The sequence below is a fragment of the Ureibacillus sp. FSL K6-2830 genome, from assembly GCF_038004145.1.
In the GTDB taxonomy this organism is placed as follows: domain Bacteria; phylum Bacillota; class Bacilli; order Bacillales_A; family Planococcaceae; genus Ureibacillus; species Ureibacillus thermosphaericus.
On sequence record NZ_JBBOQR010000001.1, the window covers coordinates 119,880 to 135,674 of the forward strand.

17 protein-coding genes and 1 riboswitch are annotated in these 15,795 nt (G+C 36.2%); of the genes, 1 reads left to right on the top strand and 16 read right to left on the bottom strand.

The genetic code is table 11. The annotated features are described in order from the left end of the window. Positions 1 to 27: 27 nt before the first annotated feature. The 16 genes from NSU17_RS00595 to mce form a co-directional block, all read right to left on the bottom strand. Positions 28 to 1,395: a cobyrinate a,c-diamide synthase gene (locus tag NSU17_RS00595; protein ID WP_040764497.1), complete on the bottom strand. Its 1,368-nt coding sequence runs from the start codon at positions 1,393 to 1,395 to the stop codon at positions 28 to 30. Then, positions 1,395 to 2,543 (bottom strand): cobalt-precorrin 5A hydrolase, encoded by a 1,149-nt coding sequence (locus NSU17_RS00600; protein ID WP_340704005.1) that lies wholly within the window; start codon positions 2,541 to 2,543, stop codon positions 1,395 to 1,397. Before NSU17_RS00600 ends, NSU17_RS00595 begins: the two co-directional genes overlap by 1 nt. Then, positions 2,540 to 3,319, bottom strand: coding sequence for a precorrin-4 C(11)-methyltransferase (gene cobM, locus NSU17_RS00605; protein WP_096551011.1), 780 nt, complete (start codon positions 3,317 to 3,319; stop codon positions 2,540 to 2,542). Before cobM ends, NSU17_RS00600 begins: the two co-directional genes overlap by 4 nt. Then, the gene (gene cobI / locus NSU17_RS00610) at positions 3,316 to 4,020 is read right to left on the bottom strand and encodes a precorrin-2 C(20)-methyltransferase (RefSeq protein WP_168412196.1); all 705 of its coding nucleotides are present in this window, start codon (positions 4,018 to 4,020) and stop codon (positions 3,316 to 3,318) included. Before cobI ends, cobM begins: the two co-directional genes overlap by 4 nt. After that, on the bottom strand, positions 4,013 to 5,221 hold the full coding sequence (cbiE, locus tag NSU17_RS00615) for a precorrin-6y C5,15-methyltransferase (decarboxylating) subunit CbiE (RefSeq protein ID WP_168412197.1): 1,209 nt from the start codon (positions 5,219 to 5,221) through the stop codon (positions 4,013 to 4,015). The genes cobI and cbiE overlap by 8 nt, the downstream gene beginning before the upstream one ends. Beyond that, positions 5,211 to 6,320 carry a cobalt-precorrin-5B (C(1))-methyltransferase gene (locus NSU17_RS00620; protein ID WP_340704006.1) on the bottom strand — a complete coding sequence of 370 codons (1,110 nt, stop codon included), beginning with the start codon at positions 6,318 to 6,320 and terminating at the stop codon, positions 5,211 to 5,213. The genes cbiE and NSU17_RS00620 overlap by 11 nt, the downstream gene beginning before the upstream one ends. 5 nt (positions 6,321 to 6,325) lie before the next feature. Continuing rightward, on the bottom strand, positions 6,326 to 6,964 hold the full coding sequence (locus tag NSU17_RS00625; protein ID WP_096551003.1) for a precorrin-8X methylmutase: 639 nt from the start codon (positions 6,962 to 6,964) through the stop codon (positions 6,326 to 6,328). Further along, entirely contained in the window at positions 6,961 to 7,737 is a 777-nt protein-coding gene (gene cobK / locus NSU17_RS00630) for a precorrin-6A reductase (protein ID WP_096551001.1), read from the bottom strand. Before cobK ends, NSU17_RS00625 begins: the two co-directional genes overlap by 4 nt. Next, positions 7,734 to 8,666 (bottom strand): sirohydrochlorin chelatase, encoded by a 933-nt coding sequence (locus tag NSU17_RS00635; protein ID WP_340704007.1) that lies wholly within the window; start codon positions 8,664 to 8,666, stop codon positions 7,734 to 7,736. Before NSU17_RS00635 ends, cobK begins: the two co-directional genes overlap by 4 nt. Positions 8,667 to 8,679: 13 nt before the next feature. Then, positions 8,680 to 10,281 carry a precorrin-3B C(17)-methyltransferase gene (gene cobJ, locus NSU17_RS00640; protein WP_340704008.1) on the bottom strand — a complete coding sequence of 534 codons (1,602 nt, stop codon included), beginning with the start codon at positions 10,279 to 10,281 and terminating at the stop codon, positions 8,680 to 8,682. Positions 10,282 to 10,289: 8 nt separating this feature from the next. Then, positions 10,290 to 11,144, bottom strand: coding sequence for an energy-coupling factor ABC transporter ATP-binding protein (locus NSU17_RS00645; protein WP_340704009.1), 855 nt, complete (start codon positions 11,142 to 11,144; stop codon positions 10,290 to 10,292). A gap of 1 nt (position 11,145) precedes the next feature. Continuing rightward, positions 11,146 to 11,928 (bottom strand): cobalt ECF transporter T component CbiQ, encoded by a 783-nt coding sequence (gene cbiQ, locus NSU17_RS00650; RefSeq protein ID WP_096550995.1) that lies wholly within the window; start codon positions 11,926 to 11,928, stop codon positions 11,146 to 11,148. Beyond that, positions 11,925 to 12,218 (bottom strand): energy-coupling factor ABC transporter substrate-binding protein, encoded by a 294-nt coding sequence (locus tag NSU17_RS00655; RefSeq protein ID WP_096550993.1) that lies wholly within the window; start codon positions 12,216 to 12,218, stop codon positions 11,925 to 11,927. The genes cbiQ and NSU17_RS00655 overlap by 4 nt, the downstream gene beginning before the upstream one ends. Position 12,219: 1 nt before the next feature. After that, on the bottom strand, positions 12,220 to 12,966 hold the full coding sequence (locus tag NSU17_RS00660) for an energy-coupling factor ABC transporter permease (RefSeq protein WP_016837775.1): 747 nt from the start codon (positions 12,964 to 12,966) through the stop codon (positions 12,220 to 12,222). A 118-nt stretch (positions 12,967 to 13,084) separates the two neighbouring features. Then, positions 13,085 to 13,263: riboswitch (cobalamin riboswitch) on the bottom strand. Between the two features lie 206 nt (positions 13,264 to 13,469). Then, complete coding sequence (locus tag NSU17_RS00665; protein ID WP_016837774.1) at positions 13,470 to 15,017, bottom strand: acyl-CoA carboxylase subunit beta; 1,548 nt, start codon at positions 15,015 to 15,017, stop codon at positions 13,470 to 13,472. An 18-nt stretch (positions 15,018 to 15,035) separates the two neighbouring features. Next, positions 15,036 to 15,434, bottom strand: a complete 399-nt coding sequence (mce, locus tag NSU17_RS00670) for a methylmalonyl-CoA epimerase (RefSeq protein ID WP_016837773.1) — start codon at positions 15,432 to 15,434, stop codon at positions 15,036 to 15,038. A gap of 125 nt (positions 15,435 to 15,559) precedes the next feature. Here mce and prli42 point away from each other — a divergent pair, with 125 nt between their 5' ends. Next, entirely contained in the window at positions 15,560 to 15,652 is a 93-nt protein-coding gene (gene prli42 / locus NSU17_RS00675; protein WP_172597863.1) for a stressosome-associated protein Prli42, read from the top strand. The last annotated feature ends 143 nt before the right edge of the window (positions 15,653 to 15,795 follow it).

Consider the following 15,795-nt stretch of genomic DNA (forward strand, 5'->3'; position numbering starts at 1 on the left):
TTGTTCATCTTTTTCATTCTAAGATTATTAGATTGCATTTCGTTTCTGTTCTTGAAATTGTAAACATGCATTTATCCAGTTATCTACAAGTTTTGAATTGGAGGCGAAATGGAAATGAACATATCCTGCAATTAAAGAATGGAGAATGCAGCCAACTCGTTTTGCTCCAAATCGACTTTTCAATTCATAAGCTGGTGGATATAGTGAATTTGGCTGGAAAATTGAATAGTGGAATTCATGACCTTTCGCAACCTCTCCTTCTTTCATTAGGAAATTGTCATTCATGCCAAAAATTTCACGATATCCAAGGGCTGCAAGTGTGGACTGCATGGCTACTTTACCATCAATTACCCCAACCATTGGATAACTCATACCTTCTGTCGTCTCAATGGATTTTGTTAAATACATAAATCCACCGCATTCAGCAACAGTTGGAACACCTTTTTCAATCATTGCTTTGATGGATTGTTTCGACACTTCATTACTCGCTAACTTTTCAGCAAATTCTTCCGGGAAGCCTCCACCAATATATAAACCATCAACATCTTCCGGTACTGGATCATTTGCTAACGGTGAGAAAAAAAGAAGTTCTGCCCCTCGAGCTCGGAGCAATTGTAAATTTTCTTCATAATAAAAATTAAAAGCAGCATCTTTTGCTACTGCAATTTTCACATTCCCCTTTAAATTTTCTTCAAAAATAGAATGATTCACTTTTTCTAAGCTGTTTGTTTCAGAAATCGTTAGTAGTTTATTAAGATCAATCGTTTTTTCAACTTCTGTTGCCAGCATTTCAAAATAAGAATCTAAATCTCCCCGTTCAATAGCAGGAATTAACCCGAGATGCCTGCTTGGCAAGTGGAGTTCATTGTTTTTCTTCATATAACCAATCACAGGAATATGACATTCTTGTTCAATGGCAGCTTTTACAATGTTAAAATGGCTCTCACTTCCAACACGATTGGCTATTACGCCAACAATACGTGATGGTACATGGATTGTTTGAAATCCTTTTACAATCGCAGCAGCACTTCTTGCCATACTTGCACAATCCACTACGAGAAGAACTGGACTCTCAGTAATGTCCGCAATATCAGCAGCAGAACCAGTATTTTCTAATGGATTTTTTCCATCAAAATACCCCATTACACCTTCAATAATTGTTATATCTGCATCACGACTATTGCGTTCCACAATATCGCGAATGACATCGTGGCTAAACATCCAACTATCAATATTTCGAGAAACTCGTTTTGTAACGGCAGTGTGATAGGTTGGATCAATATAATCTGGACCACATTTAAATCCTTGAACGACAAGATTTCGTTTTTTCAATGCCGCCATGATTCCGATTGTTAAAGTGGTTTTTCCAACCCCGCTCGATGTACCTGCAATCATTAATCTTTTTGCCACGGAAAATCCTCCTTATGCTCGAGTACCCCAACAGAAATTGTTACATTCCCACTTTTCTTTTTGACTAGAACTAGTGAATTTGATTGTAAATAACGTTTTGCTGCTGCTTCACTTACGGAATATGCTCCAGTATATTTATAAACCGTTTCTGATGGTTCTTCGATATGCATTTCATTCAATTCTTTAGCTGTGTACGTACAAAATTCCACATTTCTTTCGTTTACAACTTGCAATAAACCCTCTTCATCTTTCTTTAGATCAATCGTACAAATGGCTTTTACACTTTTTGATGAAAATCCTAACTCAAGCAACGTCTCTTCAATGACGAAATGAATTTCCTCCGCACTTGTTCCACGATTACAACCGATTCCTATTACAATTACTTTAGGCCTAAATATAATGCCGTATTGTAAAATTGGTGTCTCTTCTGGTGTGAGTAACCGATGAGTAACAATTAGAGCACCGCTTGGTTTTGCATTGATTGCTTCCAAAATGGATTGATAAATTTTTATATTTTCTGGTAATGGGCGATCATATATCCACCATGAACGCTCTCCACTTTCCTGTACAACAGCAACATGTTCTTCGTTCACAACAGCTGCACTAACCTTCGTTAAATGTTCTTCTGAATCCCAAACCCAACCGAACCGAGAGCCAAATAAATCAACAGCGATAGTTTGCTGAACATCTGATGCCGTCGTAATCACAGGGTTTGCATGAAGCAATGCCGCGATTTCTCGCGTTAATTCATTCGCTCCACCTAGATGACCGGAAAGCACACTGATTACATTTTTACAACAATCATCTATAACAACAACGGCTGGATCAATTTTTTTATCTTTTATAAGAGGTGCTATCATGCGAACAACTGCACCGAGAGAAATAAATAAAATCAGACCTTTATATTTGTTAAAAATCGCTGATAACAGAATTCGAACATTGCCATCATATAGTTGGATGCTTAAGCTATCTTCATCAGCTTTACAAAACTTTTGCGGATAATAAAGGTCACAATTAGGAAAAAGTCCTTGTAATTTCCGAGCAATTTCTACACCATGTTTTGTTATAGCAACAACTGCATAATCATTTTTTTGATGAATGTTTGGAATTTCCTCTTCCACAAGTTGAATCACTTTGAAACTCCTTTCCGATAGCCGTGAGTAAACTCGGCATCATAAAGCTTTGAGCGATACGTATCCTTTTCATAAAGGTTAGAGTCAAGTGCCCATCCTGCTAAAATCATGGCATGACTCCGAATGCCATTTTCTTTCATCGCTTGATCGAGATTCGCGAGTGTTGTACGAACGATTTTTTCATCTGGCCATGTAGCTTTTTGAATTACCGCAACGGGCGTGTCATCTTGCCACCCCGCTTCTTTTAATTCCTTCACTATTTTTTTCGTTAATGTTGCACTTAGGAAAAGAGCGATTGTACAATGATGGCTTGCTAAATCTTTTAATTTTTCTTTTTCCGGTACAGGTGTACGACCTTCAGCGCGGGTTAAAATAAGAGTTTGTGTTAATTCTGGAATCGTTAATTCTGCTTGTATTGCCGCTGCAGAAGCAAAAACAGAGCTTACACCAGGAATGATTTCTACCCCAATGCCTTCTTTTTTCAATAATGTTATTTGTTCAGCAATGGCACCGTACATCGATGGATCTCCAGTATGAATGCGGGCAACTAATTTATCACGTTTTACTCGATCGACTATGATTGAAACAATCTCTTCCAAATGCATTCCACTTGTTTTAATAATTTCTGCTTCTTTCTTTGCTTTGGCAATTAATTCTTCATTAACAAGGGAGTCTGTATAAAGAATACAATCTGCTTCTTGCAACATTTGTAATCCTTTTACAGTTATTAAATCGGGATCGCCTGGACCTGCTCCAATTATCCAAATTTTCTTCATTTGCGCACCACCATTAATGATAAATAATTTAAATCGGCACCTTCTAATTCGTTGATATTCCATAAGATTTCCTCGTCAGATGTAACTTTTGTAACTACATGTGCCTTGTTTTCTAATCCTAATTCTCGAAGCATTTCTAGCAACACATCAATAACCTTTGCAACTTTTAGAAATACTACAGCATCATGATTTTCAATTGCTTTTCTCATCTTTTCAACATCATCATTTGCGGGAATGATAGCCACTTGTTCATCACCATCTGCTAGTGGAATGGTTAATCGGGATACTGCACCGTTGACGGAGGAAATACCGGGTATGGAATGAATTTCTACATCGGGATATTTTTCCTTCATTACTTTCATTAGATGAATAAAAGTGCTATATAATAACGGGTCTCCTTCAGTAACAAATGCCACGTCTTTCCCTTGAGCAATTTTTTCATAAATTACATCAACGGCTTTATTCCATTCCCTCTCTAATACTTCCTGATTTTTCGTCATTGGAAATACAAGTCCTAACATTTCCTTTTCTTCAGGACGTATATAAACTTCTATAATCTTATACGCATAACTTTTTGAACCTCGCATTTTTTTCGGATAGGCTATTACAGGACATTCTTGAAGTTTCCGAAAAGCTTTAACGGTAAGTAATTCCGGATCTCCAGGTCCTACACCTATGCCATATAAAGCACCTTTACACATCCTCATCTTCCTTTCGTTTTGCACTTACAATAAACACAGGGTTTAATGGAGCGAATCGAGTCAACGATAATATTTGTTTACTTCTCGCAATTTGTACTTGGGTAACTTCTGTATGAAATCCTAACTTATAAAATATTTTGATAGATTCATATAAGTTTTCGATTGTTGCAGCATTTAGAACAATGCGGCCATTCTTGTTTAATCTTTCACAACATACGGTTAATAGTTCCTCCATGTTTCCACCCGTACCACCGATAAAAATAGCATCGGGATTCGGAAACTTATCAAGGCCTTCTGGTGCTTTTCCGTGTACAACAGTGAAATCAACCCGAAATTTTTGTTGATTAAGAAGACAGTTTTTGATATCTTCTTCATTTTTTTCAATGGCAAAAATTTTACCTTCTTTTGCAATCTTCCCTGCTTCAATTGCAACGGAACCGGTGCATGTGCCGATATCCCAAACAATACTTTTTTCATGTAAATTCAATGCACTAATGGATAAAACACGAACTTCTTTTTTCGTGATTAAACCTTTCTCCGGTTTTCGTTGATAAAACTCTTCATCATCTATGCCAAGAGACCAATTTTTTGTTTGCTGAATTTTTACTAAAATTACAACATTTAAAGGGGAGAAGCTTGCTCGCTTCATTTCTTCAAGTGTCATTTTTCTGCAACGTTCTTTTTCTCCTTGCAAGTTTTCAGCAATATATGCTTCATATTCGGTCATTCCAAACTCTATTAAGTATGATGCTAGATTATTTGGCGAATTATTTTCATCCGTTAATATAATCACTTTGTCTTTTCCATCGATTTTTTGCGCTAGTCCTTTAATCGGCCTTCCATGAATACTGACAAAATAAGCATCATGCCAACTAATTCCGAACTTTGCGGCTGCAAGTTGAATTGAACTTACATAAGGATAAATTTCAACTGGAAGTTTTTTCGAAATGAGGCCTCCTATTCCATAGAACAATGGATCGCCAGAGGCTAAAATCACAATGTTTTGATTCCTATTTTCTAGCTTTTCTATAACGCTCATTACTTTAGTTTTCAATAATATTTTTTCTCCATTAAAGTTTGGAAAAAATGATAATACTCTTTCTCCACCAACGAGAACTTCTGCACTTTCAATCCATTCGATGAGTTGTGGATGCAAACCTTGTGCACCGTTATCACCAATTCCAATCAATTTAATGGGCATCAATTATTTCCGCCTTTCCTAATAATTCACCTTTCATTGAATAAATCGCAGTTGAAACAATCAATCCGCCACCAACATGTTTTAAGATTTCTTTACAGCAAAGTTCCGATAATTTGTCAAAAAATTTCATACATCCTTGTTCTTTCATGATTTCCCCTACTTCATTTGCTGTATTTGCTTGAAGAATTTGTCTAACACTTTCATTGGTAGCGCCACTTTCTCTAGCAATGGATGCAAGAAATTCAAAATTGACTTGAGAACCTTTTGAATGAAGCATCATGGAACCTTGGGCAAGTTTTGAAAATTTTCCCATCATCCCGACTAAAGATACTTTCGGAATGCCTAATTGTTTGCACTGTTTCATTGAAAAACCAACAAAATCTCCCATTTCAATAAAAGCAACTTCAGGAAGCTCACTATACATGCTCATGGCAAATTTTTCACTTCTTCCACCAGTTGTAAAGACAAGATGTTCACTACCCGCTGCTTTTGCTACAGATATTGCTTGTACAATACTTGCCATATAAGCGGCGTTGGAAAAAGGAACGACTGTTCCCCTTGTTCCCAAAATTGAAATACCTCCAATGATGCCAAGACGACTATTTAATGTTTTTTTAGCAATTTCTTCACCCTCGGGGACAGTGATGATAATATTTACTCCGGTTTCAATTCCATATTGCTGTAAGACTTTTTCAACTTCTGTTTGAATCATTTTACGTGGAACGGGATTAATGGCAGCTAGTCCCACTTCAATTGGTAATCCAGGTTTTGTTACTCGGCCTACTCCCTTGCCGCCATCAATAAAAATTTCCTTGTCTTTTCTCCAAGAAACAGTTGCTTCAATAATTGCTCCATGAGTTGCATCAGGATCATCTCCACCATCTTTTATTACGGAACATTTTACTTCAATATCTCTTATTTCACATTTTTCGATTGAAAATTCAACATCTTTTCCCACAGGCAGATGAATCATTACTTTTTTTTGTTCTAGCTTTGTGATTAATGAGATTAATGCTGCTTTAGCACATGCTGTTGCACAAGCACCCGTTGTATAACCTTCCCTAAGTTCAGAAGGATCTTTTCTTTTCTGTTTTTGCATATACCTCACACCTGATCAGCTAAAATCGAAATAGCATTTAATGCGGCAACGGTTACCGTGCTACCTCCTTTACGACCAACATTTGTGATATAAGGTATTCCCTTTAGTTTTAAAAGTTCCTCTTTCGACTCAGCTGCGGAAACAAATCCGACAGGCATCCCAATAATTAAGTCGGGTTTTGCGATGCCTTCATTGATAAGGCGAATTAACTCTAATAAGGCTGTAGGAGCATTACCAATCGCATAAATTCCTCCTACATGTTCACGGATAGCTTTCCTCATGGACATAATTGCCCGTGTAACTCCTTCTTTTTTTGCTTCTTGTGCCACATCTTCGTCACCGATATAGCAATGCAAATCTCCGCCATATTTTTGAAATCGTTTCCTTCCTGAGCCGCTGACAATCATTTGAACATCGGCAATCACATGTTTTCCTTCTCGAATTGCTTTGATGCCTGCTTCAACTGCACCAGGAGAAAATACAACACTCCTTCCTAATTCAAAATCTGCTGAAGCATGAATAATTCGACGCACGACTTGCCATTCCAATTCAGAAAAATGATGTTCACCCATCTCTTCTTCAATAATGGCAAAACTATAATCATAAATTTTATTCGGTTCTACCGTAATCGGTTTAAAATTCATAGCACACCCTCGTTTCTTTGTATTTTTAAGAATTCTACAACTTCCTCCATTTTGTGAAACTCATTGCCAAATTGTATATTTGGTCTTGTAATCACAATCGTCTCAATCCCTAATTCTTTTGCAGCTTCTACTTTTTCATCAACAGCACCAACTTTTCCACTTTCCTTTGTTATCATGAGTGTCACTCCGAAATGCTTAAATAAGGCAGTATTTAACTCTTTTGTAAAAGGTCCTTGCATTGCTACAATATTTTTTTGAGGGAAGCCAAGTTGTTCGCATTTTTGCATATTATCGATTCGGGGAAGCATTCTGCAAATTACGCGAACATCATTTAGTGGCAATAATTTTTTCGCAAAGATTTCTAATGTTTTACTGCCGGTTGTTAACATGACAACTCCTTTTTTCTTTGCTGCGAGTTCCGCTGCTTCTTCGTAAGTTGAAACATAAATAATAGAGTCTTGTTCTAGCTTTGATTGTTCTCTTTCGTATCGTATATATGGGATTTTTAATTGTTCCGCTACTGATTTCGCTGTTTTATGCGCCTCTTCTGCAAAGGGATGACTTGCATCAACAATTGCAGTCACCCCATTTTTCTTTGAAAATTCAAACATTTTTTCTTCATTTAAGCGACCAACTCTTACATTGATTCCTTCATCAGTAAGTCTATTTGCAGCAGATTCTGTTACTACAGTGGCTATTAGGGGGAAGCCTTCCTTTTTTAACAAAATTGCTAACTCTCGTGCATCGCTTGTACCTGCTAAAAACAGAATCATGGTTTCACTTCCGTTTTTTCATCATGATGATGATGATGATTATGGTCATGATGGTGGTGATGATGTTCATGGTCATGATGATGGTGATGATGTTCATGGTCATGATGATGATGAGAAATGAGTCCCAATTGCTTTAACCTTTGAATATTCTCCAAGTCCTTAACACCTTTTGAGTGTCCATTTAGTGCTTGATCCATTCGCTCAATGATCACTGATTTTAAAAGTGGATGATTTCCAAAATAATGTGCAATCTCTATTTTTACGTTCGGGTATTGTTCATTGAAACGCTCACAATATTTTTTCATTCGTTCGATTAAAATGCCTGTGAATAGAAAATATGGAAGCATAATTATTTTTTTCGCACCGAGTTTAATACAACGTTCAATACCCTCATCAACTAATGGTTCTGTCACTCCCATAAAAGCACTTTCTACTATTGGAACATCTAGTTTTTCCCATAAAAGTCTTGTAATCTTATAAAAATCACCATTTGCGTATTCATCGCTTCCACCACGAGCAATTAATAAAATCGCTGTGTCTTCATGTTTTGCCTGTGTATCAAAACCGATTTCTTGCAAACGCTCTAGTAAAATTTGAAGTATTTCTTCGTGAATTCCAACAACTTCACCATACGTAAATTTCACATGGGGATATTTATTTTGTGCTTCTACAATTTCAGCAGGAATATGAATTTTTGAATGTCCTGCATGTAGTAAAATAATCGGAATTACATATATTTCTGTTGCACCTTTTTCAACACAATAATCAATTCCTTGAGAAATGGTAGGTTCAGCAAATTCTAAAAAACAAGTCTCAACTAATAAATTAGCATCTATTAAAGAGGATAATTGCTCCACAAATTCCCTTACTTCATTATTTCCTGCTTCTAACTTACTTCCATGTCCTACAAACAAAATGGCTTTTGTCATTATTTTCTTCCTCCTAATCTACACAAGGAATCGGTTGTAAATTCAATTTTGGTTCATTATCTTGATATTCGTAGCCTGCTAGCACTTTTTTCCGTTTAAAATATTTAAATAGTCTTTCATTTGGATGAGCATGTTCTTTATATTCCTCAATAATTTTTTCGATTAAATCAACTAATTGATCCGCTTCTAGTCCTTCTTCAATTAATTGTCCAGGATGGGCCGTACGCCCAACTGGTTTTGCCCCTAAAAACACATCAAACTTACCTTTTCGGTAAACGATTCCGATATCTTCCATAACTGCGTTGTAACAAGCCATTCCGCATCCATTAATACCGATCTTTAATTCTTTCGGCATGGCTTTTCCTCCAAATCGTCTTTGAAGTTCTTCCGCGTATGGAATGGGTTCAGTTTTTTCACCATCACAAAAATCACAAGCTTTTACCGTAACGACATTTCCAACCGGCATCACTAGCAATCCAACGTTTGATATTTGCTCTACTATTTTATTAGGATTATTGGTTGGAATACTTATGAGTAACTGATGATCCCTTGAATAGTCCATCCTTCCTTCATTTCCCACAATTTCTGCTAACAGCTGAAATTGCTCCGGAGTAAATCGTTTGTTTGCCACTCCAGGGCTTACCGCAAATTCAAAAATAGACATATTGCTTGGCTGTTCTACAACGAAATGTTGCTTTTGATCTAGCATGGCAATTGCTTCACATGCAAGTTGAAATGGCGTTTTTTGTTTAAATAGTTCACTTTCTTTCGACTCTAGATTTTCTAAAGACCAAGGTTCAGCTTCCTTTTTTAATCGTTCATGAGGTTTCAATGGTTGAATCTCGCTATCAAGCGTATATTTTCGTTTGTATCCTCTCGGTGTAATCATTAAGTCATCATACACAAAAGTGGAAGAATTTCCGATAATCACCGTTGTGAGCATACCAATCTCGTAATCTAGCATTTTTTCTAGCGTAGTAATTACAATATTTTGTCTCTCACGATAAGCACTCTTTACGAGTCCAACAGGCGTATTCGGTGACCGGTATTTTAATAAAATTCTCCTAGCCTCTACAATTTGTTTTGTTCTCCTACCGCTTTTAGGATTATATAAAGCAATTACAAAATCTGCTGCTGCCGCTGCTTCCAGTCTTTTTTCAATAATAGACCATGGCGTTAAATGGTCGCTTAAACTAATTGTGCATGAATCATGCATTATTGGAGCTCCAAGAAGGGAACCGCAAGAATGAACTGCAGAAATGCCAGGAATAACTTCAATTTCAACCCCGGTTTCTTTATTCCACCCTTGTTCAATGAGCACTTCATAAATTAAACCAGCCATACCGTATACACCTGAATCACCACTTGAAATGACCGACACATGGTGCCCCGCTTCAGCAAGTTTTATTGCCGCTTGTGCTCGTGATACTTCCTCTGTCATCCCTGTACTAATAATTTGTTGTTTGGAATCTAATAAATCTTTAATTAGCTCGACGTAAGTTTTATAGCCAATGATTGTATCACTAGCTTTGATTGCTTCAACTGCACGATAGGTAATGTGATTAGCATCACCTGGACCAAATCCGACAATGTAAAGCTTTCCCTTCAAACTCATCACCCCTTTTAATTCTTTGCCATCATGAAACAATCATGAAGTACATCGATTACTTTTTCTTTTGAACGTACATCATCTAGTTTTGAAATGAGTCCTTGCATTTTCATCATTTGCGCAATTTCGAATATTATGGATGTTTCTAAATTTGCTTTTTTCACAATGTCCTTGTTTTCTTCAAACAAACTATAAAAAGCACCGTGATATAACATTTCTCCATGATGCATCACAACGACTTCGTCAGCCCATTCATAAGCAAAGTCAATATCATGAGTAGAAAGAATGAGTGTTCTCCCGTCACAATGAAGTTCGTTTAACAATTTTCGTATTTTCCTTGTGTAATAAATATCTAAAGATGCAGTCGGCTCATCTAATATGATGACTTCAGGATCCATAGCAAGAACTCCAGCGATGGAAACTCGCTTTTTTTGCCCAACACTTAAAAAGTGAATCGGTTTATCTAATAATGATTCAACGTCTGTTTGATTAATTGCTTTCTCTATCAACGACTTTCGTTCCTGTTCTGCTAGATGTAAATTAAATGGCCCATAGGCAATATCATCCAAAACAGTTCCATTAAACAACTGGGTTTCTGGATTTTGAAAAACAATTCCAACCTTGCGTCTAACATTTAACAATTCTTTTTTTGAATAGGATAATGGTTGTCCTTTAAAATAAATTGTTCCGGAGGTTGGTTTTAATAAACCATTTAAATGCAATATTAAAGTGGATTTCCCTGCTCCATTACTACCTAACAAAGCAATTTTTTTTCCTTGATCAATTTGTAAATTTATTTTTTGTAAAGCTTCTGTTCCATCTTCATAGGTATAAGAAACTTCTTTCAATTCAAACAAAGGAGTATTCATTTTAACCAACTCTCCCAACGGTGAAATAAAAGACGATAATGAACAAATTCACTAACAACGTAAATATCCAACTACTTGTTGAAAAATGAAGTTCTCTTGAAATGACTGCTGAATAGCCATCTACACTTCTTGCATTTATCGCATTATTTAAGTCTTTCATTTCTTGAAATACCTTAATAAACAAAGCACTGATTATAAGTCCAATTGATTTGATAGAATTTAATAAAGAACTGTGACCTAACCTTGCTATTTGTGCAAGATAGATTGTCCTGCTGGAATCAAGAAATATAAATATAAATCGATACATTAATGCAATTAAATCCAATAAAGTAGTTGGTACTTTACAACACCTTAATCCATATAGAAAATCTTGAATCGTCGTAGATAAAATTAAAAAATACAAACAACTAATACTCGATAAAGCAACAACAAATAGCATCAATGCCTTTTCAACACTCGTTATCGAAATTGAAATCGTGACGGGACCAATAATAGATTGAAAAATGGCACCTTCTATAGGGTTAGTTGAAAAATTGAGTAAAATGACTAGTATACTTGAAATTAGAAATACCACTGGAATAAGCAATAACTTCAAATATACGCGAATCGGAACTTTTCCGATTATTAAAGTAATAACTGTCATGATGCAAAATATGAATATGGATGTAAGAACATGTTGAAATACGATATTCAATATTAATGGAATAAGAGCAAATCCCATTTTTTCGATTGGGTGTTTATTTCTTAAAGGTGATTGATAAGCGAAATATTCTAACATTCTCATTTCTGTATCTCTGCATTCCCGCCCCTATTCCGGCCTCGCATATATCCTATAAAGTAACCAATGAACCCTGCACCGATTGCTCCTTGTAGTACGAATAATAAACTTTCTATTTCACCACTAGGAGGCTCCCAAATACTTGAAAACCATGGTTCATAGGATTGGTTCAGTTCTGTAATTAATCCTTCCGCTTCTCCATCTGCACCACCATATTCTGCATCTCCGTTAACAATCAGCGGGACAATCATTAAAAAAATGATCAAAATTAATAAAAGCATATTCTTTTTTAACATTTTACTTCACCTCCTGGGGTTTCTTTAGTACTTGAAGTAACTTTAATTCTCTTTCGTTGTATTTCAATAAGAAATTCATCACCATTACTGAAATCAATCCTTCAATAATTGCTAATGGTACCTGTGTAACAGCGAATACGCCAGCAAACTTTACAAATGAAGCGAAAATTCCACCAACTTCAGATGGAAAGGCTAGTGCAAGTTGAATAGATGTAATGACATATGTACCTAAATCTGCTAATGTTGCTGCTGAGAAAACTGCTAGAGTAAAGGGCAAACCGATCCTATTGAAGCCTTTAAATACTCCATAGGCGATAAAAGGTCCAGCAATCGCCATCGAAAACGCATTGGCGCCAAGCGTTGTTAAACCTCCATGGGCTAATAATAATGATTGGAATAATAACACGATGGTACCTAAAACACTCATTACAAATGGTCCAAATAATACGGTTCCTAATCCAACACCCGTAGGATGAGAACAACTTCCCGTAACCGAAGGAATTTTTAATGCGGATAATACAAAAGTGAATGCACCCGATAAACCTAGTAATAACTTCGTCTCAGCATTTCTCTTTACTAAACTACTCATTTTCTTTAATCCAATGATTAAAAAAGGGAATGTAAGGAGCCACCAAAATATTGCCCACTTGATTGGTAAAAAACCTTCCATGATATGCATAGCAAAAGCTGTATTAGGAATGATTAATAATACTGCTAGAAAGTAAAGTATTTTGATTGAGACTTTCATAAAATTCCTCCTAAAATGAAAATTTGAAAATAAAAAAACACTGCCAAACTAGCAGTGTCCCACAATAAGACATAATAATCCAATCATGCCTATTCGTGTACCTATCCTCGTAGGACACTACCATCCACTCCATACGGCAGGTCTCCTGGCTTAGAGTCATCGCTACAAAATCGCCTTCCCGTTTGCACAGTGGCATTTGATTTTGAGCTCCTCTTCACAGTGGCGGGACCGCACTAGATTCTCACTAGTTTCCCTTTTAAGCTAATTTTCATTAGCACCGTATAGATTATTCAGTTGTTGAAATTTAGTTGAATTGTAGCATATTGTTTGAAAAATTTCTATATCTTTCTATAAATAAGACAAAATAATTACTAAATTCATATAATATTCATTACCTTTTGATATGAAATATTGTTAGAACCAATTTGAATTTTTGGAAAAATCGAAGTACAAACTGGGATTAGCTTGTGCTTCTAATGGTACGTAATTGGAAACTTTCACAATTATAGCGGAATATTTCCGTGTTTTTTCTTAGGTCTTGATTCTTCTTTATTTTCAAGCATTTCTAATCCTTGAATTAACTTAATGCGAGTTTCTCTTGGATCGATTACATCATCAACCATTCCAAGTGAAGCAGCAACATATGGATTAGCAAATTTTTCTTTATATTCCTCAATTTTTGCTTGACGTGTAGCTTCCGGATCTTCTGAATTTGCAATTTCGTTCGCAAAGATGATGTTAGCAGCACCAGCAGCACCCATTACGGCTATCTCTGCATTTGGCCAAGCGAATACTAAATCTGCACCAATGGCTTTTGAATTTAGCGCAACGTATGCTCCACCATATGCTTTTCGTAAAATGACTGTAATTTTTGGAACGGTTGCTTCAGAATAAGCATATAAGATTTTAGCACCGTGACGAATGATACCGCCATGTTCCTGTTTAACGCCAGGGAAGAATCCTGATACGTCTTCAAATGTAATGATTGGAATATTGAATGCATCACAAGTGCGAATGAAACGGGCAGCTTTATCGGATGAGTCAATATCAAGACCACCTGCTAAGGCCTTTGGTTGGTTACAAACTAATCCAACAGATTGTCCAGCAATACGAGCAAATCCTACAACAATGTTTTTCGCAAATTCAGAATGCACTTCCATGAAGGAACCTTCATCCACCACTTGTTCAATTACTTTACGAACATCGTAAGGACGTGTAGGTTCAATTGGAACAACGTCAATTAATTCAGGACGCCAATCGTCTCCTTCAGGGCGTGGTAATTTTGGTGCTTTTTCTTTATTACTTTGTGGTAAATAGCTTAATAATCTCTTAATTTGTTCAATCGCTTCTTCTTCAGAAGGGGCGCGGAAATGAGCGTTACCGCTAATTGTGTTATGCACTTTTGAACCGCCTAAATCTTCTGATGAAATTTTTTCTCCTGTAACCGCTTCAATTACTTTCGGACCAGTAATGAACATTTGGGATGTTTTATCCACCATTAAAATAAAGTCTGTAATTGCTGGAGAATATACAGCACCGCCAGCACATGGACCCATAATCACAGAAATTTGTGGAATAACCCCAGAATAAATCGAGTTGCGATAGAAGATGTGGCCATAACCGTCTAATGATAATACTCCTTCTTGAATACGGGCACCGCCAGAGTCATTGATGCCGATGAATGGCGCTCCATTTTTTGCAGCCAAATCCATCACTGCAGCAATTTTTTTCGCGTGCATTTCTCCTAATGCACCGCCGAATACTGTGAAATCTTGAGCAAATAAATAAACAGGACGGCCATTCACTTTACCGTATCCAGTTACAACACCGTCACCAGGGCCATTTTGTTCACCCATGCCGAAATCTGTTACTCTATGTTTAATAAATGGATTTATTTCAACGAAAGTGCCTTCATCTAGTAATAGATCAATACGTTCACGTGCTGTTAGCTTACCTTTTTCATGTTGCTTTTCAATGCGCTTGTCCCCACCGCCTAAATAAATCTCTCTTTTTCGGTCATACATTTCATCGATTTTATCTAACATATCCATGATTCCTTAACCCCTTTATCACTTTTTTTCATATAGTTCATATAAAACTCCAAAACTATCTTTTGGATGAATAAAGCATGCTTCAGCTCCCCCAGCTGCAGGTATAGGCTCTTCAGACAGAAGGCGAACTCCCTTTTCTTTTAATTCAGCCATTTTTTCTCGAATATTATCTACACTGAAACAAATGTGTTGAATTCCTTCTCCACGTTTTTGTATATGGTTATAAATCGCCCCTTCTTCACTTAAGGGTTGTAATAATTCAATATGTACATTCCCAGCATCGATAAATGCTACTCGTACATTTTGCGATGGAACCTCTTCAATTCTTTCTAATTTCAAACCTAAAACTTCAGTATAATATTTTACTGAATCGTCTAGGTTTTTTACTGCGATTCCAATATGATCGACTTTTTCCATCATGCCACCCCTTCTGTTATAGTACATAATCTATTGTAGCGAAATTACGAAATTTCCGCTACGTACTTGAGAAATTTTTCAGATTTGATAAACTAATCCTATGAAAAAAAGGAGAGAGCGAGAATATGAGCAACAAAAAATTTCAAAAAATAATAGTCTACACGATGATTGCAATCATGTTACTTTCAACATTGGCATTCGGTTTATCATTCTTCTAACATTCTTTACAGCGGTTACAAGATATGTAATCGCTTTTTTATTTTGAAAAAATGTATATCAACCAACAACACTGTACCACAACAGATACAATTAAAAAAATTTGATATAAAAATAAAATTAAATGATTTCTGAAAATATAGTA